Origin of the sequence: Comamonas jiangduensis, assembly GCF_030162955.1 — a bacterium.
In the GTDB taxonomy this organism is placed as follows: Bacteria; Pseudomonadota; Gammaproteobacteria; order Burkholderiales; family Burkholderiaceae_C; genus Comamonas; species Comamonas jiangduensis.
On record NZ_JARXOV010000004.1, the window covers coordinates 88369 to 113160 of the forward strand.

24 protein-coding genes and 1 riboswitch are annotated in these 24792 nt (G+C 62.4%); of the genes, 18 read left to right on the forward strand and 6 right to left on the reverse strand.

Annotated features, from left to right (window positions below):
• Positions 1 to 35: 35 nt before the first annotated feature.
• Positions 36 to 143: riboswitch (S-adenosyl-L-homocysteine riboswitch) on the reverse strand.
• Positions 144 to 281: 138 nt separating this feature from the next.
• Positions 282 to 752 carry a PACE efflux transporter gene (locus QEP12_RS04655; RefSeq protein ID WP_284213512.1) on the reverse strand — a complete coding sequence of 157 codons (471 nt, stop codon included), beginning with the start codon at positions 750 to 752 and terminating at the stop codon, positions 282 to 284.
• A 76-nt stretch (positions 753 to 828) separates the two neighbouring features.
• Between QEP12_RS04655 and QEP12_RS04660 the strand changes: the two genes are divergently transcribed.
• Complete coding sequence (locus QEP12_RS04660) at positions 829 to 1725, forward strand: LysR family transcriptional regulator (protein ID WP_174863180.1); 897 nt, start codon at positions 829 to 831, stop codon at positions 1723 to 1725.
• A 130-nt stretch (positions 1726 to 1855) separates the two neighbouring features.
• Positions 1856 to 3262, forward strand: coding sequence for a hypothetical protein (locus QEP12_RS04665; RefSeq protein ID WP_284213513.1), 1407 nt, complete (start codon positions 1856 to 1858; stop codon positions 3260 to 3262).
• A gap of 32 nt (positions 3263 to 3294) precedes the next feature.
• Here QEP12_RS04665 and QEP12_RS04670 read toward each other — a convergent pair whose 3' ends face one another.
• A complete protein-coding gene (locus QEP12_RS04670) occupies positions 3295 to 4188 on the reverse strand; it encodes a LysR family transcriptional regulator (RefSeq protein WP_284213514.1) in 894 nt (297 codons plus the stop codon).
• A 159-nt stretch (positions 4189 to 4347) separates the two neighbouring features.
• Between QEP12_RS04670 and QEP12_RS04675 the strand changes: the two genes are divergently transcribed.
• From QEP12_RS04675 to QEP12_RS04705, 7 genes are all read left to right on the forward strand, one after another.
• Positions 4348 to 5241, forward strand: coding sequence for an HTD2 family dehydratase (locus QEP12_RS04675; RefSeq protein ID WP_284213515.1), 894 nt, complete (start codon positions 4348 to 4350; stop codon positions 5239 to 5241).
• 74 nt (positions 5242 to 5315) lie between these two features.
• Complete coding sequence (locus QEP12_RS04680) at positions 5316 to 6482, forward strand: acyl-CoA dehydrogenase family protein (RefSeq protein WP_284213516.1); 1167 nt, start codon at positions 5316 to 5318, stop codon at positions 6480 to 6482.
• A 153-nt stretch (positions 6483 to 6635) separates the two neighbouring features.
• Positions 6636 to 7817: a CaiB/BaiF CoA transferase family protein gene (locus QEP12_RS04685; RefSeq protein ID WP_284213517.1), complete on the forward strand. Its 1182-nt coding sequence runs from the start codon at positions 6636 to 6638 to the stop codon at positions 7815 to 7817.
• Positions 7818 to 7861: 44 nt separating this feature from the next.
• Entirely contained in the window at positions 7862 to 9226 is a 1365-nt protein-coding gene (locus QEP12_RS04690) for an MmgE/PrpD family protein (protein WP_284213518.1), read from the forward strand.
• Between the two features lie 194 nt (positions 9227 to 9420).
• On the forward strand, positions 9421 to 10350 hold the full coding sequence (locus QEP12_RS04695; RefSeq protein ID WP_257469266.1) for a tripartite tricarboxylate transporter substrate binding protein BugD: 930 nt from the start codon (positions 9421 to 9423) through the stop codon (positions 10348 to 10350).
• A 56-nt stretch (positions 10351 to 10406) separates the two neighbouring features.
• Positions 10407 to 10793 (forward strand): VOC family protein, encoded by a 387-nt coding sequence (locus tag QEP12_RS04700; RefSeq protein WP_219164666.1) that lies wholly within the window; start codon positions 10407 to 10409, stop codon positions 10791 to 10793.
• A gap of 23 nt (positions 10794 to 10816) precedes the next feature.
• Positions 10817 to 11677 (forward strand): HpcH/HpaI aldolase/citrate lyase family protein, encoded by an 861-nt coding sequence (locus tag QEP12_RS04705; RefSeq protein ID WP_284213519.1) that lies wholly within the window; start codon positions 10817 to 10819, stop codon positions 11675 to 11677.
• A gap of 60 nt (positions 11678 to 11737) precedes the next feature.
• Here QEP12_RS04705 and QEP12_RS04710 read toward each other — a convergent pair whose 3' ends face one another.
• A complete protein-coding gene (locus QEP12_RS04710) occupies positions 11738 to 13045 on the reverse strand; it encodes a Glu/Leu/Phe/Val family dehydrogenase (RefSeq protein WP_284213520.1) in 1308 nt (435 codons plus the stop codon).
• A 339-nt stretch (positions 13046 to 13384) separates the two neighbouring features.
• On the opposite strand from QEP12_RS04710, the gene QEP12_RS04715 reads away from it, so the two are divergent.
• Complete coding sequence (locus tag QEP12_RS04715; RefSeq protein WP_284213521.1) at positions 13385 to 14335, forward strand: fumarylacetoacetate hydrolase family protein; 951 nt, start codon at positions 13385 to 13387, stop codon at positions 14333 to 14335.
• Positions 14336 to 14448: 113 nt separating this feature from the next.
• On the opposite strand, the gene QEP12_RS04720 is transcribed toward QEP12_RS04715, so the two are convergent.
• The gene (locus QEP12_RS04720) at positions 14449 to 15372 is read right to left on the reverse strand and encodes a LysR family transcriptional regulator (protein WP_174862145.1); all 924 of its coding nucleotides are present in this window, start codon (positions 15370 to 15372) and stop codon (positions 14449 to 14451) included.
• Between the two features lie 77 nt (positions 15373 to 15449).
• On the opposite strand from QEP12_RS04720, the gene QEP12_RS04725 reads away from it, so the two are divergent.
• On the forward strand, positions 15450 to 15893 hold the full coding sequence (locus QEP12_RS04725) for a CidA/LrgA family protein (RefSeq protein ID WP_174862146.1): 444 nt from the start codon (positions 15450 to 15452) through the stop codon (positions 15891 to 15893).
• A gap of 3 nt (positions 15894 to 15896) precedes the next feature.
• Positions 15897 to 16589: an LrgB family protein gene (locus QEP12_RS04730; protein ID WP_219163446.1), complete on the forward strand. Its 693-nt coding sequence runs from the start codon at positions 15897 to 15899 to the stop codon at positions 16587 to 16589.
• 109 nt (positions 16590 to 16698) lie between these two features.
• Here QEP12_RS04730 and scpC read toward each other — a convergent pair whose 3' ends face one another.
• Entirely contained in the window at positions 16699 to 18261 is a 1563-nt protein-coding gene (scpC, locus tag QEP12_RS04735) for a succinyl-CoA:acetate CoA-transferase ScpC (RefSeq protein WP_284213522.1), read from the reverse strand.
• A gap of 313 nt (positions 18262 to 18574) precedes the next feature.
• Here scpC and QEP12_RS04740 point away from each other — a divergent pair, with 313 nt between their 5' ends.
• The gene (locus tag QEP12_RS04740; protein WP_284213523.1) at positions 18575 to 19570 is read left to right on the forward strand and encodes a YihY/virulence factor BrkB family protein; all 996 of its coding nucleotides are present in this window, start codon (positions 18575 to 18577) and stop codon (positions 19568 to 19570) included.
• Between the two features lie 49 nt (positions 19571 to 19619).
• On the opposite strand, the gene QEP12_RS04745 is transcribed toward QEP12_RS04740, so the two are convergent.
• Complete coding sequence (locus tag QEP12_RS04745; protein ID WP_174862148.1) at positions 19620 to 19952, reverse strand: YqcC family protein; 333 nt, start codon at positions 19950 to 19952, stop codon at positions 19620 to 19622.
• Between the two features lie 294 nt (positions 19953 to 20246).
• On the opposite strand from QEP12_RS04745, the gene QEP12_RS04750 reads away from it, so the two are divergent.
• Genes QEP12_RS04750 through QEP12_RS04770 form a run of 5 tightly spaced genes read left to right on the forward strand, consistent with a single transcriptional unit; the run spans position 20247 to position 24746 of the window.
• A complete protein-coding gene (locus QEP12_RS04750; protein WP_284213524.1) occupies positions 20247 to 21110 on the forward strand; it encodes a branched-chain amino acid ABC transporter permease in 864 nt (287 codons plus the stop codon).
• A 1-nt stretch (position 21111) separates the two neighbouring features.
• Complete coding sequence (locus QEP12_RS04755; protein WP_284213525.1) at positions 21112 to 22086, forward strand: branched-chain amino acid ABC transporter permease; 975 nt, start codon at positions 21112 to 21114, stop codon at positions 22084 to 22086.
• Complete coding sequence (locus QEP12_RS04760) at positions 22073 to 22837, forward strand: ABC transporter ATP-binding protein (RefSeq protein ID WP_284213526.1); 765 nt, start codon at positions 22073 to 22075, stop codon at positions 22835 to 22837. Before QEP12_RS04755 ends, QEP12_RS04760 begins: the two co-directional genes overlap by 14 nt.
• Positions 22824 to 23531: an ABC transporter ATP-binding protein gene (locus tag QEP12_RS04765; protein ID WP_284213527.1), complete on the forward strand. Its 708-nt coding sequence runs from the start codon at positions 22824 to 22826 to the stop codon at positions 23529 to 23531. The genes QEP12_RS04760 and QEP12_RS04765 overlap by 14 nt, the downstream gene beginning before the upstream one ends.
• Positions 23532 to 23576: 45 nt before the next feature.
• Positions 23577 to 24746, forward strand: coding sequence for an ABC transporter substrate-binding protein (locus tag QEP12_RS04770; RefSeq protein ID WP_284213528.1), 1170 nt, complete (start codon positions 23577 to 23579; stop codon positions 24744 to 24746).
• The last annotated feature ends 46 nt before the right edge of the window (positions 24747 to 24792 follow it).

A 24792-nucleotide genomic window follows, 5' to 3' on the forward strand; every position in this document is an offset into this window, starting at 1 on the left:
ACTCACCTGTGTGAAAAAACTCAATCAATCGTGGGAACAGGTGAACGCCGTTGCAGGGGCGGCTGCTGCACAACAGCCGCTGGCCCCAAGCCTGACAGCGCGGTCCATGCGACGCGCGCGCTGCTGCAGCGCTCCTTGGGGCGAAACCCGCAATTCTAAAGCGCCTGCCCCCGCGTCGCAGCCTGCATGGGTGATGCCGGTACACGGCAGGGGCGCAGGCCGAGGAATTGTTGCCAAATTGGCCGCTAGCGCATATCTGGCAAGTGCTGGCAGCTATGGTTTTAAGCGGCAGCGGTGGCGGGCAGGGCCTGCGCAGAGGCAGGCAGACCAAAGAAACGGTCAAAACACCAGTTGAAAACAAAGGTGTAGAGAAAGAAAAACACCAGCAAGCCTGCCTCCATCACCGTGGCTTCCCACAGCGAAATGCCGAACCACCAGGCCATCAGCGGGATCAGCATGGCGGCAATACCGCCTTCAAAGCCGATGGCGTGCGCGATGCGGCGCAGCAGCGAGCGGCCTTTGCGGGTCTGGCGCAGCTCCCACTTTTCAAACAGCCAGTTGAAAGTGATGTTCCAGCAAATCGCGATGGTGGAGGCCGCCACGGCCATCACCCCGGAGGAGCCCGCCTCTTGCCCCACCGCCATAAAAATCAGGCTGGAGACGACGATGGCGATGAATTCATACAGGCCGACAAAAACGACGCGGCGCAGGGGGCCTTGCAGGCCGACGGCTTGGGGTGTTGCTACTGACATAAGTGGCCGCAGTTTATGTGTGAAAAATTGACGGTGAAAGTTAGGTTCTTTCAGTTTTTTTGATAGATTGTGCACCATGCCCTTTCCTTTGGAACAAGTCCCGCTGTTTTTGGCCGTGCTCGATACCGGCTCTTTTTCTGCCGCTGCGCGCAAGCTGGGCAAGGTGCCTTCGGCCGTCAGCATGGCGATTGGGCAGCTGGAGGCGGAGCTGGGCCTGCAACTGTTCGACCGCACCGGGCGCGAGCCCACGCCGACGGCGGCGGCCCAGGCGCTGGAGCCGCAAGCCCGCTTGCTGGCGCAGCAGCTGCAGCAGCTCAACCAGCAGGCGCTGGCACTGCACGCCGGGCTGGAGCAACGCCTGACGCTGGCGATTGCCCCTGAGCTGCTGGCCAGCGACTGGGCCGAAGCCTTGCGCCCCGTGGTGGCGCAATTTCCTGCCTTGGTGGTGGAGGTGCTGGCCGCCCCGCAAGACGATGCCCTGAAGCTGCTGCACGCGGGCCGTGCCCAGCTGGCGCTGGTGTTTGAGCGCCCCAGCATCGACGCCCGCGAGGACTTTCAGGAGCAAGGCCATGAAACGCTGGTGGCGGTCATGTCACCGCGCCACCCTTTGTGCGCGCACTGGGAGGCGGGCGTGGCCCACACCATCGATATGGCCCAGCTGGCCGCGGTGCGGCAGGTGCTGGTGGCCAGCCGCGACCCGGCCTTGACCGACACCCGCTTTGTCTTCTCGCACCACCTGTGGCGCGCAGACAGCCACGGCGCAGCGCGGGCTTTGATTGCCGCCGGGCTGTGCTGGGGCTGGTTGCCGCTCAGTCTGGTGGAACCCCACATCCTCAGCGGTGAGTTGCTGCGCATTCCGTTCAACAACCTCAGCAATGGCAGCAAACTGTTTGTGGACTGGGTCTGGTCCAAGGAGCGGCCGCTGGGGCTGGCGGCTGGTTTGTTTGTGCAGCAACTGCGGGCTCGCGCATAAAGCCGCAAGGAAATTTGTAAGAAATAGCGCTGTAACGCTTGTGTGACAAGCGCAGGAAGCTATCAAAATACGTAATCTGAAGCCGTGGTGAGGTTGGCGGGCGGCGCTGTTTTTGCTCTACAGTCGGCACGTGACTTCTGCCATCCCGCCTTCTTCTGCCCTGCCGATTACGCCCGCCGTGCCCAGCGCCCCGGAGGGTGCAGCCGTGCATGCGGGCAGCAACCCGCAGGCCCAGAGCCCCAGCTTTGCGGCAGCGGCCCAGACGGCCAGCCAAGGCAACGGCACGCCGGCAGCATCCTCCGCCCCCACGCTGGTGCCCACGCCACCCAGCAGCAGTGCCCGTACCGCCAGCGAACCCACCCCGCCAAGCACCAGCACTGCAGCTACGCAGGCCGCCGCACCGGTGCCCGCGGCTGCGTCTGTGGCACCCACCAGCGGCACGGCCAGCGCCGCGCAGGTGGCCCAGATTGTGGCGGCGGCGCAAGCGGCGCTGTCTAGCAGCGTGAACTTGTCGCCGCAAGCCCAGCAGGTGGTGAAGATGGAGGCGTTCAACCAGCTGGTGGCCAATTTGGTCAACCACATCCAATCGGGGAATGCCACCTTGCCTGCCAACTGGCCCACGGCGGGTGTCAGCCCGCAGTTGCAAGCTTTTTTAAGCCAATTGCTGCAGCAGGCCACGGCGGCCCAGCCCCTGCCGCAGCAATTGGTCAGCGCCCAAGCGTGGCCCACGGCCTTGACGAATGCCGTCTTGCAGCTGGCAGGCCAAGCGGCCGCCGCCGGTGATTTGCCACCGGCCCTGGTGGCCAGCACCCCGCAAGCTGCCCTGGCCGCAGCGGCAGACAAGGCCAGCATCACCTTGCCCACGTTGCAAAACTGGCTGGTGCAGCAGGGCGTGGTGCAGGGCAGTGATGGCGAGCGCAGCTTTACCTTGACCTTGCGTGTGCCGGTGGCCTGGGCGCAGGCCCAATCGGCATTGGGTGCGGCGCTGCCTGCAGGGGCGGGCGCAGCGCAGGCCAGCCCGCTGGGTTTTGCAGCCCCGCCCGGGCCGTTTGCCACGGGCTTTGCCAGCGGCAGCCCCGGTGGCATGCTGCAACTGCCGTTTGCAGGCAGCGTGCAGCAGTTGCAAAACGGCAGCATCGGGCTGGTGATGCAGCCCCAGGTGCTGCCGGGTTCGCCCGCCGCAGCCGCAGCCCAGGCCATGCGCACCAGCGCGGTGCTGGCGCTGGAGTTTCAGCCCCTGGCGCAGGCGGTGCAAAGCGCACAGGCTGCCTCGGTCTACCTGCCCGCGCACATGCTGCCGCAGGAGGTGCAAGCCATGCTGCACAACAAGGCCACCGATCCGTGGCTGATGATGGCGCAGGCGCAGGCCGACGAAAACGGCAAAAAACAGTCCAAGAATGCCAACGAGCACAACCAGAACTTCTGCAACCGCGCAGGCTGCCAGTACCAGGGCCGCGCCATTTGTGCCCAGCCGTTTTGTGCCGAGATGAACTACCTGTGGTCGGTAGACCGCGCCCAGCGCGCTGGCCGTTTGTGAGTTGGTGAGCCTGCAACGCGGCGGCGCGCACCTCAGCGCTGGTGGTAGCGCTGCACTGCCTGCATCAAGGCTTGTACATGGCTGGCCAAGGGCGCCGCTTCGCGCACCAGCATGTAGCGCGGGCGCACGGCCCAGGCATCGCTGAGCGCAATCTGGCGCAGCTGCGCCAAGCTGCTGCTGCGCTGTGCCGCGCTTTCAGGCACCACGGCAATGCCCACGCCTGCGGCCACCATGCGGCACATGGCATCGTAGTTCGACACCTGAATGCGCAGCTTCAGCGTGTGCCCCAGTTGCAGGGCAATCTGGCTCAGAAAAGTTTGCAAGGTGCTGTCGCGGTGCATGCCGACAAAGCGCTCGTGCAGCACGTGCGCAAAGTTCAGGGAGGCCACGGACTGCCAGCGCGCCTCGTTGGGGGCGACCAGCACCAGGCGGTCGGTGCTGAAGTGCAGGCTGGTGAGGCTGTGCGTATCCACCTCGCCCGCGATGATGCCCAGATCGGCCCGGCCTTCGCGGATGTCCGAAGCAATCACCGCATTCGGACGCTCTTGCAAATCCACGCTGATGTGCGGGTGCTCCATCAGGTAGGCCGCCAGAATGTCCGGCAAAAACTCGGTCACCGCCGTGGTGTTGGCAAACACGCGCACGTGGCCGCGCAGGCCCGCGCCGTACTCCTGCAAGTCGGCCTCTAGCTGCTGCGCCTGCTGCAGCATGGCCCGGGCGTGGAACAAAAAAGCCTCGCCCGGTGGCGTCAGGCGCACGCCCCGAGCCTCTCGAATCAGCAAAGGCATGCCCGCTTCCTCTTCCATGGCCTTGATGCGGGCGCTGGTGGCTGCCAGCGACAGAAAGCATTGCTCTGCAGCCCGCGTCAAACTGCCGGTTTTGGCGACCTGGACAAAGAGCAAAAAGTCTTTCAATTCGAGTTTCATGGGGCGTTCGGGTTTCTACGGAGGTGGGTAAGCCTTTTGAAAAATCGAAGGCTTGCTTGCAAAAGCTGTGATTGTAGAAAGCTTTTTCGAGCGCCAAGATGCATTGCAACTGATCGCCAGAAGCCACGGGCGACACCTAAAGCAAAGCATGGATTGGTTATGACCGAGAGCACGATTCCCCAAATTGATGCCACCCAACTGGCACACCTGCAAACATGGCAAGGCCGCAGCGAGACCACGCCCGACACCATCACGGCTGCGCCCCTGCGTGCACTGTCTGCCACCTTAGACCGCGATGACGCCCCCGTGGCGGCGGGCAGCACCGTGCCGCCGCTGTGGCACTGGCTGTACTTTTTGCCGCACGCCCGCCAAAGCGAGCTGGGCCCGGACGGCCACCCCCAGCGCGGCGGTTTTCTGCCGCCCGTGCCCCTGCCGCGCCGCATGTGGGCCGGTGGCCGCCTGCGCTGGGAATGGAACAACCCGCTGCAAGTCGGCCAGGATGTGGAGCGCGTCTCCACCATCCAGTCCGTCACGCACAAGGTGGGGCGCACGGGAGAGTTGCTGTTTGTGCAGGTGGAACACCGCTTTGGCAATGCCGATGGCCTGTGCCTGACGGAAGAGCACGACATCGTCTACCGCGCTGCGGCCCAGCCCGGGGAGGCAGCGCCAGCCCCCCAAACACCTCCACTGGCGGGTCAGCAGCAATGGTCGCGGGTGATTACGCCGGATGACGTGCTGCTGTTCCGTTACTCCGCGCTGACCTTCAACGGCCACCGCATCCATTACGACCGCAAGTACGTCACCGAAATCGAAGGCTACCCGGGTCTGATCGTGCACGGCCCACTGATTGCCACGCTGCTGGTCGATCTGCTGCGCCGCAGCTTGCCACACGCACAGTTGCAAAGTTTTGCCTTTAAAGCGGTACGCCCTACGTTTGATTTGCACAGCTTCAGCGTGCATGGCAAGCCCTCAGCCGATGGCAAAACCATCGAGCTGTGGGCGCAAGACCATGAAGGTTGGCTGACTATGCAAGCCACTGCCACGCTGGCGTAAACCACCAAAAACGAGAGCTGCTAGCGCTTGCTGCATGAGCGCTAGAGGCCCAAAAAGCCATAAAGAGACACACCATGATCGAGTTGACCCAATCGAACAACCACCACGAAATCCGCGACGCGATCCGTGACCTGTGCGCGGCGTTTCCGGATGAGTACTTTCGCAAGGTGGACGAAGCGCGAGCCTACCCCGAACAGTTTGTGAATGCGCTGACCGAAGCGGGCTGGATGGCGGCGCTGATTCCGCAGGAATACGGCGGCTCGGGCCTGGGGCTGACCGAGGCCTCGGTCATCATGGAAGAGATCAACCGCTGCGGCGGCAACTCGGGCGCTTGCCACGGCCAGATGTACAACATGGGCACGCTGCTGCGCCACGGCTCCAAGGCGCAAAAAGACAAGTACCTGCCCAAAATTGCCTCGGGCGAATGGCGCCTGCAGTCCATGGGCGTGACCGAGCCCACCACGGGCACCGACACCACCAAGATCAAGACCAGCGCCGTCAAAAAGGGTGACAAGTACGTCATCAACGGCCAAAAGGTGTGGATCAGCCGCATCCAGCACAGCGACTTCATGATTCTCTTGGCCCGGACCACGCCGCTGGCCGAGGTGACCAAGAAGAGCGAGGGCATGTCGATCTTCATGGTCGATTTGCGCGAAGCGGAAAAGAAGGGCATGACCGTGCGCCCGATTCCGAACATGGTCAACCACGAGACCAACGAGCTGTTCTTTGAAGACCTGGAAATCCCCGCCGAGAACCTGATTGGCGAAGAAGGCAAGGGCTTCAAGTACATCCTGGACGGCCTGAACGCCGAGCGCACGCTGATTGCCGCCGAATGCATTGGCGACGGCTACTGGTTCATGGACCGCGTGACCAACTACGTCAAGGACCGCAACGTGTTTGGCCGCCCCATCGGCCAGAACCAGGGCGTGCAGTTCCCGATTGCCGAGAGCTTCATCGAGCTGGAAGCCGCCAACCTGATGCGCTGGAAGGCCTGCGAGCTGTTCGACCGGCACGAAGCCATGGGCGCCCAGGCCAACATGGCCAAGTACCTGGCGGCCAAGGCCAGCTGGGAAGCGGCCAACGTCTGCCTGCAGTTCCACGGCGGCTTCGGCTTTGCCTGCGAGTACGACGTGGAACGCAAATTCCGCGAGACACGCCTGTACCAGGTGGCGCCGATCTCGACCAACCTGATCTATTCCTACGTGGCCGAGCACCTGTTGGGCCTGCCCCGTTCTTTCTGACATGAACACCCCCCTGAGTCGCTGCGCGCCTTCCCCCCGCTCTCGCATCGCCGTGCGCTGCGGGCAGGGGGACGACAGCCTCGCTGCGGGGCGGCCCTGGCTCGCTGTCTCTGAGCTGGGCCGTGCCGCCAGTCAATGCCATGGATCAACAAGATGACCAAGCAAGCCATCCGACCTCTTGATGGGATCACCGTCGTCTCTTTGGAACACGCGGTGGCCGCACCGTTTTGCACGCGCCAGCTGGCCGATTTGGGGGCGCGCGTCATCAAGGTGGAGCGGCCTGGCAGCGGCGACTTTGCGCGCGGCTATGACCAGCGGGTGCAGGGCCAGTCCTCGCACTTCACCTGGATCAACCGCAGCAAGGAAAGCCTGGCGCTGGATGTGAAGCAGCCCCAGGCCAAGCAGGCGCTGATGGAGCTGCTGAAGACCGCCGACGTGCTGGTGCAGAACCTGGCGCCCGGCGCGGCCGCGCGCATGGGCCTGTCGTACGCGGCCCTGAAGGCGCACAACCCCAAGCTCATCGTATGCGACATCAGCGGCTATGGCGCCGATGGCCCCTACCGCGACAAGAAGGCCTACGACCTGCTGATCCAGAGCGAGGCCGGCTTCCTGTCGGTCACCGGCACGCCGGAGACGCCCAGCAAATCCGGCATCTCGGTGGCCGATATTGCGGCGGGCATGTACGCCTACACCAACATCCTCTCGGCCCTGCTGCTGCGCGGCAAGACGGGCGAAGGCAGTCACATTGATGTATCGATGCTGGAGGCCATGGGCGAGTGGATGGGCTACCCCCTGTACTACGCCTACGACGGCGCGCCCCCGCCACCGCGCACCGGTGCCAGCCACGCCAGCATCTACCCCTACGGCCCTTTCCAAGCGGGCGATGGCAAGACCGTGATGCTGGGCCTGCAAAACGAGCGCGAATGGAAAGCGTTTTGCGACACCGTGCTGCAGCAGCCCGCAGTGGCCACTGACGCACGCTTTTGTTCCAACGCCCAGCGCAACGCCCACCGCGAGGCCTTGCAGGCGCTGATCCTGCAGACCTTTGCCGCACTGACTGCCGCGCAAGTGGTGGAGCGCTTGGAAGCCGCCGGTATTGCCAACGCCCGCGTTAATGAGATGGCCGATCTGTGGCAGCACCCGCAGCTGCAAGCGCGCCAGCGCTGGCGCACCGTGGGCACGCCCGTGGGCGAGGTGCCGGCCCTGCTGCCGCCCGGCGTGAACAGCGCGTTTGACTACCGCATGGAAGCCGTGCCCGCCGTGGGCCAGCACAACGCCAGCATCCTGGCCGAGCTGGGCTGGAGCACCGAGCAAATCGCCGCTGTGAACGCATAAATAAATAGCAGCTAGCGCAAGTGCTAACTGCCTTGGAGGCAAAAATGAAGCAAGAAAATCAAGTCGCTGTGCACCCCTTGGCACAGTTCGCCGCCACGCTGAAGTGGGGCGATGTGCCCGAGGCCGTGCAGCGCAAAACCGAAGACCTGTGGGTGGACTGGTTTGGTTCCGTGTTGGCGGGCCAAAGTGCCCGCCCGGTGCAAAGCATCACGCGCTTTGCGCTGTCGCAAGGCCCAGCCAGCGGCCCTTGTGAAGTGATCGGTCAACGCACCACCACCTCGCCCATGATGGCGGCCCTGGCCAATGCGGCAGCTTCGCACGTGGCCGAGCAAGACGATGTGCACAACGGCTCGGTGTTCCACCCGGCGGCGGTGGTTTTCCCCCCGGCGGTGGCCGTGGCACAAAGCATTGGCGCCTCCGGCGCGCAACTCATGGCCGCCTGCGTGGCGGGCTATGAAGTCGGCATCCGCGTGGGCGAGTTCTTGGGCCGCAGCCACTACCGCATCTTCCACACCACCGGCACCGCAGGCACGCTGGCTGCCGCCGCAGCGGTGGGCCATTTGCTGGGCCTGACGCCCGCGCAAATGCAGCATGCGCTGGGCTCGGCAGGTACGCAGGCTGCAGGCCTGTGGGAGTTTTTGCGCACCGCCGCCGACAGCAAGCAGCTGCACACCGCGCACGCCGCAGCAGCAGGCTTGATGGCCGCGTACCTGGCCAAAGATGGTTTTACCGGTGCGCAAGACATCTTCACCGGCCCGCAGGGCCTGGCTGCGGGCATGAGTACCGATGCCAACCCCGCCAAACTCACCGAGGGTCTGGGTACCCGCTGGGCCACGGCCGAGACGAGTTTTAAGTGGCATGCGTCTTGCCGCCACACCCACCCCGCAGCCGATGCGCTGCTGCAAGTGATGCAGCAAAACAATTTGCAGCCCGCAGACATTGCCCAAGTGACCTGCCATGTGCACCAGGGCGCCATCGACGTGCTGGGCCCCGTGGTGAACCCCAGCACCGTGCACCAGAGCAAATTCTCCATGGGCACCGTGCTGGGGCTGGCCGCCCGCTTTGGGTTTGCGGGCCTCCATGAATTTGACGCGCACTTTCAGTCGCCCGAAACCGTGGCAGTGCGCGAAAAGGTGCAGATGGTGCTGGATACCGAAGTCGATACGGCTTATCCCCAACGCTGGATTGGCAAAGTCACCGTACAAACGAGCGATGGCCGCACGCTGCATGGCCGGGTGGATGAGCCCAAGGGCGACCCCGGCAACACCTTGAGCCGCCAGGAGATCACCGACAAGGCCTTGCGCCTGGCGGCCTATGGCAGCCAGGTGCCCGCCGAGCAAGCACGCCATGCCGTGGCCCGGCTGTGGCAAGTGGCCCTGTGGCCGCGTGTGACCGGATTGCTGGCCTGACAAGCTGTTCCCCCCACCTTATGTGCATGCCGATGGCGGGGGCCATTGGTATGTGTTTCCCCCGGGAGTAGAGGCGCCCTGAAAACGCCCGTCCCATGTCTACCTAGGAGACCACCATGACCCATTCATCCCATCGCTCTACGCGCCGCTGGGCATTGCAAGCTTGCGCAGCCGGTGCCGTCCTTGCCTGCGGCATGGGCAGTGCACTGGCCAGCAACTGGCCCGACAAGCCCATCACCTTGGTGGTGCCCTACAGCGCCGGTGGCCCCACCGACGTGGTGGCGCGCCTGCTGGCGGTGCCCATGGGCCAAAGCCTGGGCCAGAGCGTGCTGGTGGAAAACACCGTGGGTGCAGGGGGTACGATTGCACCGACCCGCGTGGCCAAGTCCAAGAACGACGGCTACACCATCCTGATCCACCACATGGGCATGGCCACTGCGCCAGCGCTGTACAAAAAGCTGCCTTACGACCCGCTCAAAGATTTTGAGTACATCGGCCAGGTGCTGGATGTGCCCATGACGCTGCTGTCGCGCAAGGACTTCCCTGCGAACAACTTCCAGGAGCTGCAGGACTACGTCAAGAAAAACCAGGACAAGGTGTCGCTGGCCAACGCGGGTATTGGCGCGGTATCGCAGCTGTGCGGCATGTTGCTGATGCACCAGCTGGGCGTGAACCTGACCACCGTACCGTACAAGGGCGCTGGCCCGGCCATGAATGACTTGATGGGCGGTCAGGTGGATCTGCTGTGCGACCAGACCACGCAAACCGTGCCTGTGATCAAGGACGGCAAGCGTGCCAAGGTGTTCGGCGTGACCACCCCAGAGCGCCTGTCCTCGCTGCCCAATATCCCGACGCTGAATGAGCAAGGCCTCAAAGGCTTTGACGTGAAGGTCTGGCACGGCATGTATGCGCCCAAGGGTACGCCCAAGGAAGTGATCGACAAGATCAACAAGGCACTGAATGTGGCGCTGAAAGATGACACCGTGAAGGCCCGCATTGCAGACCTGAGCTCGGACTTGGTCTCCCCAGAAAAAGCCACCCCAGAAGGCCTGCGCAAGCACCTGGAGGCTGAGGTGGCACGCTGGGGCAAGGTCATCAAAGAAACCGGTGTGACGGCGGAGTAATGGATTTACCCAAGGTGCTGGAGACCTGTTTCCAGCACCTTGCCAACACCACTTCCATGATTGATCACCTTGACCATCTGGTGCTGACCACCCGCCATGAAGCTGCCTGCGTGCGCTTTTATGTGCAGGTGCTGGGCATGCGCCTGGAAACCTTTGGGGAAGGCCGCAAGGCCTTCGTGTTTGGGGCGCAAAAAATCAACCTGCATCTTGCAGGGCGAGAGTTTGAACCCAAGGCCCAGCACCCCACACCCGGTGCACTGGATCTGTGCCTGATTGCCAGCTTGCCGCTGGAGCAGGTACAGGCACATTTGGCACAGCATGGCGTTGAGATTGAATGTGGCCCTGTGCTGCGTACCGGCGCACAGGGCGCGATTCGTTCCGTGTATGTGCGTGACCCGGATCTGAATTTGATCGAAATTTCTGAATACCTGCCGCAAGCCTGAGCTTGGGGTTGAATGCTTTTGCCATGTCTGATTTGTTGCGCAACGCCTGCACGTTTTTGTTTGTTCCTGCCACGCAGCCCGAGCGTCTGCACAAGGCTTTGGCCAGTCAGGCGGACATGGTGATTGCGGATTGGGAGGATGCGGTTGCCCCTGCCGATAAAGCCCAGGCCCGCGAGGCTCTGGTAGCCGCGGTACAGACGCTGTCTGCAGCCCAGCGCGCACGCTTGCTGGTTCGCATCAACGCGCCAGGCACCGCTTGGTTTGACGGCGATGTGCAGGCCTTGGCGCGCTTGGTGGCGCAAGGCATGGCGGGCGCCGTCGTGCCCAAGTCGGAATCGCCTGCGCAGTTGGCGGTGATCGCGGAGCAAGCCGGTGCGGCATGTGCGTTGGTTGCATTGGTGGAGACCGTCGTCGGCATCGATGCCTTAGATGCCTTGGCGCGTGCGCCACAGGTGCAGCGCTTGGCGTTTGGCCATCTGGATTTTCAAGTGGATGCCGGCATGCAATGCGATGCCGATGAGGCCGAACTGCTGCCAATTCGCATGGCCCTGGTCATGGCTTCGCGCCGGGCAGGCATGGGCCAGCCGGTGGATGGCGTGACGGTGGAGACCAAAGATGCCGCGCGTATGGAAGGCGATGCCCGACGTGCCCTGCGCATGGGCTTTGGCGGCAAGCTGTGCATTCACCCAGCCCAAGTGCCGCTGGCCAACGGTGTCTTTGCCCCCAGCGCAGCCGAGGTGGCCCATGCCCAGGCCGTGGTGCAAGCCATTGAAACGGCGCAAGGTGGGGTGTGCGTGGTGGGCGGCAAGATGGTGGATGCCCCTGTGTTGCAACTGGCGCAGCGCACCTTGCGCCGCCACGCCTGGGCCCAGCAGCGCACCTAAAACAAAGCGGCCCAATGGCCGCTGTGTGGTGCAGGGAGCGCGGGGTACCGCGCGCAGAATTTAGGGGTACAGGCCGCGCATTTCACGGGCATGCAAGATGCGCTGGCACGCCACGATGAACGTTGCGGTGCGCAGACTGACTTTGTTCTCTTGCGCGACTTTCCAGACCCCTGCAAACGCCTCTTGCATGATGCGCACCAGGCGGGCATTGATTTCATCTTCGCTCCAAAAGAAGCTGGAGAAATCCTGCACCCATTCGAAGTACGACACCGTCACGCCGCCTGCATTCGCGATCACGTCGGGCAGCACCAGTACGCCCTTGTCATGCAGGATGTCGTCGGCTTCGGGGGTGGTGGGGCCGTTGGCACCTTCAATCACCATTTTGGCCTTGATGCGTTGGGCGTTGTCCTTGTTGATCTGGCCTTCCAGTGCAGCGGGAATCAGGATGTCGCAGTCGACGGCCCAGAAAGCCTCCGCTTCCATGCTTTCCGCACCGGGGAAGCCTTGCACGCCACCCTGGGTGCGCACATGTTCCTGCAAGGCAAGGGCATCCAGACCCTGGGCGTTGTAGATGCTGCCCGTATGGTCTTGCACCGCCACCACTTTGGCGCCTGCATCGGCAAACAATTTGCCTGCCGTGCCCCCCACATTGCCAAAGCCTTGTACGGCGATTCGCGCCCCCTCCAGCCGCAGGCCGATCAGCTTGGCCGCTTCTACGCCCACGGTGAACACACCACGGCCCGTAGCCTCAACCCGGCCCAGCGAACCACCCAGATCCACGGGCTTGCCGGTGACCACGCCGGTGGCTGTGGCGCCCGTGTTCATGGAGTAGGTGTCCATCATCCAGGCCATGATTTGGCCGTTGGTGTTGACGTCGGGTGCGGGGATGTCCTTGGTGGGGCCAATCAGCAGGCCAATCTCGCTGGTGTAGCGACGGGTCAGGCGTTCCAGCTCACCCTTGGAGAGTTTGCGCGGATCTACGCGAATGCCGCCCTTGGCGCCGCCGTACGGCACGTTGACGGCGGCATTCTTGATCGACATCCACGCTGACAGCGCCATCACTTCTGACAGCGTGACGTCCTGGTGAAAACGCACGCCGCCTTTGCCGGGGCCACGGCTGAGGTTGTGCTGCACGCGGTAGCCCTCAAAGTGGGCGATCGAGCCGTCATCCATCTCGATGGGCACATCCACGATCAGGATGCGCTTTGGGCGTTTGAGCGTCTCGACCCAGCGGGCCAGCGAGCCCAGATAGGGTGTGACGCGGTCCACCTGCTGCAGGTAGGTGCCCCAGGGGCCGACGTCGTCGGGGTTCAGATAAGACGGCAAAGCATGGGTTATCAGATGCGCGGAAGAGTCATGTGCAGGCATAAATACCTCGAAAAAGTAATGCAACCAAACCGTGGAAAACAGAAGGCTTGGCGTGCTTTTTTCAGCGTACGCAGGCTGTGGTGTGCTGTCCAAGGCCGCTTGCTTGCGTTGCTATAAATATTTTGCATAACCATGCAAAATGCGCGAAAAACACAGAAGTCGCATCCCATTGAACGCTAAATCTGCACATAAATCCATTGCAGAAAAATCAATCCCGGTCTTTGCAGCATGGAGGGCATACCAAAGACCGCAAAGGGGTATCAGGAATCCAGCATCTGGGCGGTGGGCACCAATTCCCTGCGACGCACAAAGCTGCACAGTTTTGCCATGATGGCGCCCATGTCGACTGAATCCGAAAAAGATTGCCCCACAGGCTTTTGTGCTCCCCAAACTGGAGGGCCATCGCCTTTTGCCAACCAGCCCCCCCTGGGCCTGAGCCTGCTGGCCCAGGACGACCCCGAGGACGTGCTGCCCGACTGGCCCAAAATTGCGCCCGATTTGCCGCAAGACACCTATTCCATTGCCGATGCGCTGTGGTGGTGCCACAAGCTGGGCGAGCGCTCCGCGCGCGGCGAGGACGTGGCCTATATGCTGACCAGTGCTGCGGATGCGCGCGCAGTCCACAACGCCTTGGCGGTGGCGCGCAAATGGTGGCCGGCAGGCAGTGTGCCCCGGTACTGGAAATCAGGTGGCACCGCTCGCGATGCGGCAGCGCTGATTCATGCGCCGCTGCCGGAACCCGGGGTGCACACCGATGTAACCACGGCTGCAGCCCCAGCCCAGGTCTTTAGCTTGCGTGGTGTAGAAGGTGAAATTGCGCTGCGAATTCGGCAGGCGGTGACGGCAGACCAAGCGGCAGCACTGACGCCAGAAACCGCCATCGACTTGATCGATGCCTATGCAGTCGCTATAGAGTTTGTAGACAGCCGCTGGCGCGAAGGCACCCAAGCTCCGGCACTGACGTTGCTGGCCGACGGCCAATGCCACGGCGGTCTGGCGCTGGGCCCATGGCAAGACTTTGCCCCGCTGCGTACCCACAACTGGTCAGCCCAACGCTGCTCGCTACAGGTCAATGACGGGGCGGTGCAAGGCTTTACCGGCACCCACAGCCTGCAAGACCCAACCTGGTTGTTGTCCGCGTGGCTGCAGCATGTGACGCAGCATTACGGCACCGTGGCGGCGGGCACGGTGGTGACCACTGGTACCTGGACAGGTTGCCCGCAGGTGCAGGCCGGTGATTTGGTGACGGTGTGCTTTGAGGGTCTGGGTGAGGTGCGCTGGCAGTTCTAAGCGGCGCACTCCACGACCAAAGAAAAAAACCCCTGCGCACAACTGCAGGGTTTTTTTGTGAAGGTGAATATGCTTTTGATAGCTGTATGCGCTTGATGGGTAAGCACTAGAGGCTATTTTTCTATAGAAGCTGTTGGCGGTGGTGTGGCACCGTACAAGGGCTGGGGATAGACCTCGCGCACGCAATCAAGCCATGCTTGCGCCGCACGGGAGCGGTAGCCGGGGCGCCACATCAGCACCACGTCCCAGCCCATCTGGGGGCCAATCAGCGGGCGGCTGGCGACGCGTTGTGCGTCGTATTTGGCAATCACGTGCTCAAACATCACGGCCACGCCGATGTCTGCGGCCACCAGGTGGCCAATAAAGTCCCAGTAGCGGGTTTGCAGCTGCACGCGCGGGGAGAAGCCCGCCTCGGCACAGTGCTGCAGCACGGCTTCGTGCAACGCAAAGTCGCTGGTGTAGAGCAAAAATGGCAGATCGGCCAGCTCCTGCCAGCGTACGGGCGCGTTTTCATCGACCACGCGGTGGCGTGCCATCACCACGCGGGTGAGCTGGTGGGCAATCGTGTAGGTGTGCAAGGCCTCGTCGGGGGCGTTGAACAGGCCCAGCGCCATGTCCAGCTTGCCCTCCAGCATCAGCTGGCGCTGCGCGCGTGCGCCAGACTCTTGCACATTCAGCGTAACGCCCGGGTAGCGCTGCTGAAACAGCGCAATCACGGGCGCCATGTAATGGCCGGCGGTGGGCATGATGCCCACGCTCAGTTCACCACGCGCAATCCCATCCACCTCGGCCACTTCCTGGCGCAGCAGCTGGGCCTGGGCCAGCACCTGCAGCCCGCGTTCATACACCACCTGCCCGGCATCGGTCAGTTGCACGCCGCGCCCTTCACGCAGCAGCAGCGGGCCGCCCAGCTCGTCTTCCAGCTGTTTGACCATTTTGCTGATGGTGGGCTGGGTGACATGCAGATGCTCCGCCGCCCGTGTAAAGCCGTTGGCGCGCACCACTTCGACAAAGTAGCGCAAGGCACGCAAATCCATAGGGATTCCTTTTAAGAATTGCTTTTATGGAAATTATTCATTTTACGAATTTGAGTGAAAACCCTAGACTTTGATCCATGTCATCGTTTCCTCTGACCGCTTCTTCCGTGCAGCGCGGCTTGCACCACACCCAGCAATCGCTCAAAGCCTTGCTGCAGGTGGTGCTGCTCAGTGCCATCTGGCTGAGCATGGATGTGGCGCGTCAGCATTTTGGCTGGAGCATGCCTGCGGGGCTGATTGGTTTTGCACTGCTGGCAGTGGGCTTGTTCAGTGGGCTGGTGAAAGCGCAGTGGTTCAAGGCGGGCACCAACTGGTTGCTGGCAGAAATGCTGCTGTTTTTTGTGCCTGCTGTGCTGGTGGTGACGGAGTACCCCGAGCTGATTGCCCACCAGGGCCTGCGTATTTTGGCCGTCATCGTGACCAGCACCGCCTGCGTCATGGTGGTGACCGCCTGGGCCGTGGACCGCGTTTACCGGCTGGAACTGTGGCTGGCACGCCGCCGCTCATCGCGCAAGGAGTAAGCCATGTCCAACGAAATGATTGGCGTGCTGTCGCTGTTGGTGACCGTGCTTTGCTATGGCGTGAACAAGCAGCTGTACCGCCGCTTTCCGACACCGCTGTTGATGCCTATTCTGGCTACGCCGCTGGTGTTGATTGCACTGCTGCTGCTTACCCACGTGTCCTACCCGCAATACATTGCCCAAACGCGCTGGCTGGCGTGGATGCTGGGCCCCACCACCGTGGCTTTTGCCCTGCCGCTGCATGAAAACCGCCAACTGCTGCGCAAGCACTGGCTGTCGATCACCACGGGCGTGGTGGTGGCCAGTCTGGTGTCGATTTCCACCACCGTGTGGTTTGCGGACTGGTTTGGTTTGAACGAAGAACTGCAAAAAGGTTTGGCCGTACGCAGCGTCACCACCCCGTTTGCGATCGAGGCCGAACGCGTGCTGGGAGGCCCCACCGATTTGGCAGCCCTGTTTGTGGTGATGACCGGTATCACCGGCATGCTGATTGGCGAGGTGCTGCTGCGTGTGCTGCCCCATGTGCGCAGCAAGATGGCTACCGGCGCCATCTTGGGCGGTGCCGCCCACGGCACAGGGGTGGCCAAGGCCCGCCAGTTTGGCGAAGTGCAGGCCGTGGTGGCCTCGCTGGTGATGCTGATTGCCGGCGCAGTGAACGTGCTGGCTGCGCCCTGGGTGCGGGTGGTGTTTTTCTAAAAGAATAGCTTGCAGCGTTGGTATATCAAGCGTTGCAAGCTGTTTTGATGTCTATTTTTTGTTGCGGTGGATGCATCCTGGAGCGCATGCATCCACTTTTTTATGTGGCTTATGCCGCGCGCAGCACCTGTCGGGCGGCTTGCATGTTGCCGGTCTTCAGGTAGCGCTGGTGCCAGGCATAGGCCTCGTCCAGCAGATGCGGTGTGTGCTTGCCGGGGGCATCACGCAGGGCGCGTTCCAGGTAGTCGGTCATCGCAGCCTTGTAGTCCGGGTGCACACATTTCTCGATGATCAAGCGCGCGCGCTGCACGGGAGCCAGACCGCGCAGGTCGGCCAGACCTTGTTCGGTGACGATGATCTGCACGTCGTGCTCGGTGTGATCGACGTGGGACACCATGGGCACGATGCAGCTGATCTTGCCGCTCTTGGCCACGGACGGTGTCATGAAGATGGACAGATAGGCGTTGCGCGCAAAGTCGCCGCTGCCGCCGATGCCGTTCATGATGGACGAGCCCATGACGTGCGTGCTGTTGACGTTGCCGTACATATCGGCCTCGATCAGCGCGTTCATGGAGATCAGGCCCATGCGGCGTATCAGCTCGGGGTGGTTGGATATCTCCTGCGGGCGCAGCATGATGCGCTGGCGGTAGAAATCGATGTTGGCCAGAAAGCGCTCCATGGCCGCGGGGCTGAGCGCCAGCGAGGTGGTCGAGGCGGTGTCCAGCTTGCCCGACTCCAGCATGTCCAGCATGCCATCCTGCAGCACCTCGGTGTAGGCGTTCAGGTGGTCGAAGGGGCCGTGGTTCAGGCCGGCCAGCACTGCGTTGGCGATGTTGCCCACGCCGGACTGCAGCGGCAGCAGCTCGGGCGGCAGGCGGCCCACCTTCACTTCGTGCTGCAGGAAGTCGATGATGTGCTGGGCAATGCGCTGCGAGTCGGCATCGGGCGGCGTGAAGCCGGCCAGCTTGTCGCGCTGCTGGGTGGGCACCACGGCCATCACCTTGCTCAGGTCGCAGTGCAGGTACGGGTCGCCAATGCGGTCGAACGGGTGCTCCATGGGAATCGGCTTGCGCTTGGGCGGCACGGCGGCGCCGTAGTAGATGTCGTGCATGCCCTCCAGCTCGGCCGGCTGGGCGCTGTTGACTTCCAGGATGATCTTGTCGGCCTGCTCCAGCCAGGTCTTGTTGTTGCCCACCGAGGTCGAGGGAATCAGGCGCCCGTCGGGCAGGATGCCCGCCACCTCGATCACCGCCACGTCCAGGTGGCCCAGAAAGCCGAACCACACGTACTGCGCCACGTGCGAGAGGTGGATGTCGACGTACTGCATGCGGCCGTCGTTGATCTCCTTGCGCACCGTTGGGTCGGACTGGTAGGGCAGGCGGCGTTCGATGCCGTGCACCTTGGCCAGGGCACCGTCCAGCTCCGGAGAGGTCGATGCCCCCGTCCACAGGCTGATGCGGAAGTTGCCGCCCTGCGCGTTCTGCTCTTCGATGCGACGCGCCAGCGCCTGGGGCACGGCTTTGGGGGCGCCGGCCGGCGTGAAGCCGCTCATGCCCAGCGTCATGCCGGACTGGATCAGGCTGGCGGCCTGGTCGGCCGTCATGATGCGTTCTAGCAGTGCGGGGCACAGCACGCGGTCCGCGGGCGATGCAGCGGTGAAAGTGGTTTGCATGGATGTCGTCTCCCTGATTTGACTGTCGTTCAAACAGTGTTTATTGGTCTTTTTGCGGGTTTCGCCCTAAGTGGCAACCCGCAGTTGACCACAGCGGGGGGCTGGCACACCAGAGTTCTTGATCAGGGAAAACGCGGGTATCAGCAGGCAAAAAATCATGTGCCAGCAGGACAGCAGTCCGCATAGACCAAGGTACAGCAAGGTCGGTTGCGTTTGGGCAGCTGCCGCATTGCAGGCGAACGGGGAGGGGTGATAGCGTGCAGCGGCGTGCGCTGACACCCGCAGGTTGGGGGTGCCCGCCACAATGGCGGTTATGGCTTTTGTACGCTCCAGCTGGAACCAGCACCTCGCGCGATGGTTGCGCCCATTTCAACCTTTGGTGGATGCCATCAAGCTGTGGCTGGATGCCGACGGCTTGCGCATGAGCGCAGCCATGACGTTTTACGGCCTGCTCAGTCTTTCACCGCTGGTGCTGCTGATCGTCGGCTTGCTGGGCTGGTGGATGGACCGCAGCGTGGTGGAAAGCACCTTGCTCGATCAGGTGCGGGGCGTGATGGGCGAGCGTGGTGCCAGCGTGGTGCAAGGGGCATTGGCCAGCGCCCAAGCGCCTGCACAAGGGCGTTTGGCGTCCATCGCTGCATTTGTCTTGCTGCTTTCCGGCGCGACGGGGGTGTTTGTTGAACTGCAAAATTCGCTCAACAAACTGTGGAGGTTTGGTGCTGACGAGCCACCGCCGCCGCAAAAAGCATGGTGGAAGCTGGCCACGCTGCGACTGCGTGGATTGGCGTATGTGCTGGTGGTGGGTTTTTTGATGCTGGTGACCATGGTGCTGTCGACCGCCATCAAGATGTTCACCCAGTTGGCAGGCAATTGGCTCAATATGGAGCCACCCGGGCTGGTGGTGAGTCTGGTCAACGAAGGTGTGTCCCTGGTGGTGATGACGGTGCTGTTTGTGGGCCTCATGCGCATAGGCACAGGCCGCAAACCCCAGTTGCGTTATCTGGTGCTGGGCGCAGTGGTGTCGTCCACCTTGTTCATGTTGAGCAAACAGGCGCTGGCCTGGTATTTGTCCACAGCGGCGGTGGTGTCCGCGTACGGGGCTGCAGGCTCACTGGTGGTGGTGCTGATATGGATCTATGTCACCTCGGCCATTTTGCTGCTGGGGGCCAGCTGTGCCAAAGCGTGGGAGATGCAGCACCGCCGCAACGTGTTGCGAAGCGAAGCCAGCCTGGCGGGCTTGCCTCCCGAGCGGGCGATGGTGCCATGCAGCGTAGGCTCTCAAGGCAGCCAGCGGTGGCCTGAGATTTGAGGGGGTACGCCCAGATGGCAGGCGTACTGCCTGGCGGTGAAAGTGAGGTTTAGGCCTTGGTCAGCGTGGCATCGATGTCTGCCAGCAGCTGGAGTGCGGCGCCATGGGTGCGGTGCGGCAGCCGGTTGGTCCATTCATGCTCGGCCAGCGGGTGCACGCTGCAGCTATCAGGCAGTCCGGCATTGGCATCGAGCAGCGCATGCATGCGTGGCACAAACACCCACTGCAGCCATTCTTCGATTTGCAAGGTGTCGTACATGAAAGGCATGGCAGACGCCATCGCCTCTGCCGAAGGGGGTTGGGCGCTCCACAGCGAAGCCGCGCGCAGTTCGGCTTCCAGTTGTTGCAGCTGTTGACGCAAAAGGGTGGATGTATCGCTCATGGCTGCAATTTTGCGCTTTCTGCCAAACCCTGGCAGCACACCGTTATTACCCTGATGAGGTTTCCCCGCAGCGCGCGTCAACTGCGTTACAGCGCGCGAGGAAAATTGCTCGGGGTTTGCCCGAAAAGTTCTGCACAGCGGAATTCTCGGCTGGTTATTTGGAAAAACTCGCCCTAGTCTGGTTGCGCCGCAGTGAAAAACTGCACCGTCAACAGACAAGGAGACCGGGATGCCAAACAACCACGGAGCGTGCTTTGCAGCCATGCACAGCCGCTCATACAGCGGGAGGGCGTGATGGACGTTTTCCTGCAGCAAGTGCTCAATGGCCTGACATTGGGCGGTATCTATGGACTGGTGGCGCTGGGTCTGACGCTGGTGTACGGCATTTTGCACGTGCCCAATTTTGCGCACGGTGCGTTCTACATGATTGGTGCGTTTGTGGCTTTCCACGCCATGAATGCCTGGGGCTTGAACTATTGGCTGGCCATGCTGGCCGCCGCCGGTGTGGTGGCGGTGATGGCGGTGATCAGCGAACGCTTGGTGTTTCATCCGCTGCGCAATGCCTCGGGCATTCACCCCATGATTGCCGCGATTGGCGTGCTGCTGTTTCTGGAAGCCGCCGCCCAAGCCATCTGGGGTGCAGACTTTCAGCGCATGCAAACGCCTTACACCAGCATCATTGATCTGGGGGGCATCACCGCACCTGCGCAGCGCTTGCTGATCATTGCCGCCGCGTTTGCGTTGATGGTGGCGCTGCACCTGTTCCTGACGCGCACGGTGATGGGCTCCACCATCATCGCGATGGCGCAAAACCGCGATGGTGCATCCATTGTGGGCATTGATGCCAACCGCGTCGCCATGCTGACGTTTGCCATCTCGGGGGTGCTGGCGGCCGTGGCGGCCACGCTGTACGCACCCATCAACTTGGTGTACCCGGCCATGGGGCACTTGGTGATCACCAAGGCTTTTGTGATCATTATTCTGGGCGGCATGGGCAGCATTCCCGGCGCCATTGTGGGTGGCCTGATCATCGGATTTGCCGAGAGCTTTGGTGCTTACTACATCTCCACCGACTACAAGGACATCATCGCCTTTGTGCTGCTGGTGGTGATTTTGTCGATGCGCCCCGAGGGCCTGTTTGCAAAGAGGGGGCGCTGAGATGAAAGGCTTTATCGATAGCAAATTGGCGTGGGGGCTGCTGCTGGCTGCCAGCCTGGTGTTCCCGTGGGTGGCGGGCAATGACTACCACCTCACCGTGATGAGCACCGCATTCATCTTTGCGATTGCCACGCTGGGCTTGAACCTGATTACGGGCTACACCGGTCAGCTCAATCTGGCGCACGCGGGCTTTATGGCCGTGGGCGCTTATACCGTGGGCATCTTGACGGTGGACCACGGCTGGAGCTTCTGGGCCGCCTTCCCCATGGCGGGCGTGGTCAGCGCCTTCATTGGTTACTTTGTGGGCATTGTGTCGCTGCGCCTGAAGGGGCATTTCTTCTCGATCTTCACGCTGTGCGTGGGCTACATCATGTTTTTGCTGATCGAGAAGTGGGAGAGCCTCACGCACGGCACGGTGGGCATCATGGGCATTCCCGCGCCCGAGCCGATTGGCTCCGTGGCGTTTGAATCGCCCTTGGCGCTGTACTACCTCACACTGTTCTTTTTGGTGATGGCGGTGTGGGCCATGCGCCGCATCGTCAAATCGCTGCTGGGCCGCACTTTCATTGCGATTCGCAACAGCGATGAGCTGGCGGAGGCGCTGGGCATCAACCTCATGCGCAACAAGACCCTGGCCTTCATGCTCAGCGTGTTCTACGCCGGTATGGCGGGCGGGCTGTACGCGGGTTTTGTGCGCTTTATCGGGCCGGATATTGCCGGCGCGCACCACACCTTCGACATGATGATTTTCATGATCGTGGGTGGCTTGGGCACGGTGCTGGGGCCGCTGCTGGGTGCCATTGGCATGCCGTGGCTCACGCAGTCGCTGCAGTTCCTGCAGGAGTACCGCTTCATCGTGTTCGGCCCCATTTTGGTGGCGCTGGTCATCTTCTTGCCCCACGGCATTGTGGGCAGTTTTCTGGCGTGGCGCGCACGCCGCGATGCGAAGGAGGGCAAGCCCCATGCTCAAGATTGAAAAACTCACCAAGAAGTTTGGCGGGCTGGCGGCCGTCAACGACGTCAGCACGGTGATTGAAGAAGGCAAGATCAACGCCATCATTGGCCCCAATGGCGCAGGCAAAACCACCTTCTTTAACCTGATCAGCTCCATGCACAAGCCCACCAGCGGCACCATCACCTTCAACGGGCAAGACGTGACCTCGCTGCGCCCCGATCAGGTGGCCAAACTGGGCATTGCGCGCACCTTCCAATCCACCTCGCTGTTCGACAAAGCCACGGTGCTGGACAACCTCATCGTGGGCCACCGCCTGCGCACGCACTCGGGGCTGTGGGATGTGCTGCGCGGCTCCAGCCGCCTGCGCGAAGAAGAGCGCGTGTGCCGCGAAAAAGCACGTGATGCGCTGGACTTTGTGGGCCTCTCGCCCATCGCCCACCGCTTGGCGGGCGACATCTCGCAGGAAGAGCGCAAGCGCGTGGCCTTTGCCTTGGCGCTGGCCACCGACCCCAAGTTGCTGTTGCTCGATGAGCCCGCAGGTGGCGTCAACCCCGAAGAAACCGAGGGCCTGGCGCAACTGATCCGCAAGTTCGTGCAGCACGGCATGACGGTGGCGCTGATCGAGCACAAGATGGCCATGATCATGAGCCTGGCCGACAAAATTTTGGTGCTGAGCTATGGCGAAAAAATTGCCGAAGGCACACCCGACGCCATCCGCCGCAACCCGGCGGTGATCGATGCCTACCTGGGGAGCGAGCATGCTGAAGTTTGAGAACGTATCGCTGAAGTACGGCAGTTTTCTGGCGCTGGACAAGGTCAGCCTGCACGCCGACAAGGGCGAGCTGGTGGTGCTGCTGGGCGCCAATGGCGCGGGCAAGAGTTCGCTGTTCTTGACGGCCAGCGGCATTCACCAAGCCGCCGGTGGCTCCATCACCTGGGAGGGCAAGGAGCTGGTGGGCAGCAAGCCCAGCACCATCGTGCAATCGGGCGTGGTGCAGTGCCCCGAAGGGCGCAAGCTGTTTCCGCAAATGACGGTGCAAAAGAACCTGGAACTCGGGGCGTACGTGCACCGCCGAGACGCCGGCCCCAGCCAGCAAATTCTGGAAGAGGTGTTTGCGCTGTTCCCCATCTTGCGCGACAAAAAAGACGACCCGGCGGGTTCGCTCTCGGGCGGCCAGCAGCAGATGGTGGCCATTGGCCGCGCCATGATGGGCCGGCCCAAAGTGCTGCTGCTGGATGAGCCTTCGCTGGGCCTGGCACCCTTGGTCATCAAGCAGATGTTTGAAATCATTCAGCGCATCAACCAAAGCGGCACCACGGTGCTGCTGGCCGAGCAAAACGCTTTTGCAGCGCTGAAGATTGCACACCGCGCCTATGTGCTGGAAAACGGCCACATCGTGCGCGAAGGCAAGCCCGATGAACTGTTGGCCGATGACTCCATCCGCAAGGCATATATCGGTGCTTAACACCATCTTTCTCACGCAACCCTATACCTACACAAGGAGACAACCATGCGTGCATTTTCTCGACTCAATCGCCGCCAGCTGACCGGGCTGGCCTTGGCCTGTGCCGCCACTTTTGCAGCACCCGCGATGGCGCAGGAGGTGGTGAAGATTGGCTACTCCGGCCCGCTGTCGGGGGGGGCGGCCCAGTACGGCAAGAATGCGCTCGATGGCATGCTGCTGGCGGCCGATGAGCTCAACGCGGCCAACCTGGATGTGGGCGGCAAAAAGGTGAAGTTTGAGATCGTTCCACTGGACGACAAGTACAACCCGTCTGAGACCGCCATCAACGCCCAGCGCCTGGTGCAGCAGTACAAAACACCGGCCGTGCTGGTGCCCCATTCGGGCGGTATTTTTGCGTTGCAGACCACCAACGAGCGCAACAACTTCATCGTGCTGGCCTACAGCTCGGTGCCGCAGATCACCGACCGCGGCAACAAGCTGACGCTGCGCATTCCGCCCGAGTTCACCACCTACATCGAGCCCTTTTCCAACTACCTGATGCAGCGTTATGGCAAGAAGGTGGCGATGATTGGCGCAGACCACGACTACGGCAAGGCCTGGGCGGCAGCCTTCAAGCCCGGCTGGGAAAAGCTGGGTGGCACCGTGGTGGCGGAAAACCCCATGAGCTACAACCGCGCTACCGACTTTTACAGCGGCGTGAGCAAGGCGCTGGCGGCCAAGCCCGATGTGCTGTTTGTCGGCGGTGCCTCCGAGCCCACGGCGCTGGTGGTCAAGCAGGCGCGGGAGCTGGGTTTCAAGGGCGGCTTCCTGGTCATGGACCAGGCCAAGCTCGATGAAATGGCGCGCGTGGTGGGCGGCATGGAGCCGCTAGAAGGTGCGATTGGCGTGCTGCCCGTATCGGCCGACCCATCGCCGGATAACAAAGCTTTTATGGAGCGCTTTGGCAAGAAGTTTGAGGGCCGTGTGCCGGGCTCCGAAGCCCTGTGGAACTACACCGCCGTGCACGCGACGGCCAAGGCCATGCAACTGGCGGGCACGGCCAGCGATGCGAAGGCCATCCATGCCAAGCTGGACGCGGGCTACAAAGCGCTGTCCTCGCAAGTCAACCCCGGCGGTGTGCTGGGCGTGAACGAGCGCGGCGGCACGCTGACCAAGGAACGTGGCGGCGCGGTCAAAGACGGCAAGATCATCGTGATCAGCACCGAGAAAAAATAAGCCGACCGTTTGGTAGGCCAACAAAAAAGCGCACCAAGGTGCGCTT

Coding starts and splice junctions, on each gene's coding strand:
- QEP12_RS04725 (WP_174862146.1), top strand. CDS start 15,450: ATGTCATCGTTTCCTCTGACCGCTTCTTCCGTGCAGCGCGGCTTGCAC.
- QEP12_RS04750 (WP_284213524.1), top strand. CDS start 20,247: ATGGACGTTTTCCTGCAGCAAGTGCTCAATGGCCTGACATTGGGCGGT.
- QEP12_RS04685 (WP_284213517.1), top strand. CDS start 6,636: ATGACCAAGCAAGCCATCCGACCTCTTGATGGGATCACCGTCGTCTCT.
- QEP12_RS04655 (WP_284213512.1), bottom strand. CDS start 752: ATGTCAGTAGCAACACCCCAAGCCGTCGGCCTGCAAGGCCCCCTGCGC.
- QEP12_RS04695 (WP_257469266.1), top strand. CDS start 9,421: ATGGGCAGTGCACTGGCCAGCAACTGGCCCGACAAGCCCATCACCTTG.
- QEP12_RS04720 (WP_174862145.1), bottom strand. CDS start 15,372: ATGGATTTGCGTGCCTTGCGCTACTTTGTCGAAGTGGTGCGCGCCAAC.
- QEP12_RS04760 (WP_284213526.1), top strand. CDS start 22,073: ATGCTCAAGATTGAAAAACTCACCAAGAAGTTTGGCGGGCTGGCGGCC.
- QEP12_RS04715 (WP_284213521.1), top strand. CDS start 13,385: ATGTCGACTGAATCCGAAAAAGATTGCCCCACAGGCTTTTGTGCTCCC.
- QEP12_RS04755 (WP_284213525.1), top strand. CDS start 21,112: ATGAAAGGCTTTATCGATAGCAAATTGGCGTGGGGGCTGCTGCTGGCT.
- QEP12_RS04675 (WP_284213515.1), top strand. CDS start 4,348: ATGACCGAGAGCACGATTCCCCAAATTGATGCCACCCAACTGGCACAC.
- QEP12_RS04710 (WP_284213520.1), bottom strand. CDS start 13,045: ATGCCTGCACATGACTCTTCCGCGCATCTGATAACCCATGCTTTGCCG.
- QEP12_RS04670 (WP_284213514.1), bottom strand. CDS start 4,188: ATGAAACTCGAATTGAAAGACTTTTTGCTCTTTGTCCAGGTCGCCAAA.
- QEP12_RS04705 (WP_284213519.1), top strand. CDS start 10,817: ATGTCTGATTTGTTGCGCAACGCCTGCACGTTTTTGTTTGTTCCTGCC.
- QEP12_RS04770 (WP_284213528.1), top strand. CDS start 23,577: ATGCGTGCATTTTCTCGACTCAATCGCCGCCAGCTGACCGGGCTGGCC.
- QEP12_RS04745 (WP_174862148.1), bottom strand. CDS start 19,952: ATGAGCGATACATCCACCCTTTTGCGTCAACAGCTGCAACAACTGGAA.
- QEP12_RS04730 (WP_219163446.1), top strand. CDS start 15,897: ATGTCCAACGAAATGATTGGCGTGCTGTCGCTGTTGGTGACCGTGCTT.
- QEP12_RS04690 (WP_284213518.1), top strand. CDS start 7,862: ATGAAGCAAGAAAATCAAGTCGCTGTGCACCCCTTGGCACAGTTCGCC.
- QEP12_RS04740 (WP_284213523.1), top strand. CDS start 18,575: ATGGCTTTTGTACGCTCCAGCTGGAACCAGCACCTCGCGCGATGGTTG.
- QEP12_RS04700 (WP_219164666.1), top strand. CDS start 10,407: ATGATTGATCACCTTGACCATCTGGTGCTGACCACCCGCCATGAAGCT.
- scpC (WP_284213522.1), bottom strand. CDS start 18,261: ATGCAAACCACTTTCACCGCTGCATCGCCCGCGGACCGCGTGCTGTGC.
- QEP12_RS04765 (WP_284213527.1), top strand. CDS start 22,824: ATGCTGAAGTTTGAGAACGTATCGCTGAAGTACGGCAGTTTTCTGGCG.
- QEP12_RS04660 (WP_174863180.1), top strand. CDS start 829: ATGCCCTTTCCTTTGGAACAAGTCCCGCTGTTTTTGGCCGTGCTCGAT.
- QEP12_RS04680 (WP_284213516.1), top strand. CDS start 5,316: ATGATCGAGTTGACCCAATCGAACAACCACCACGAAATCCGCGACGCG.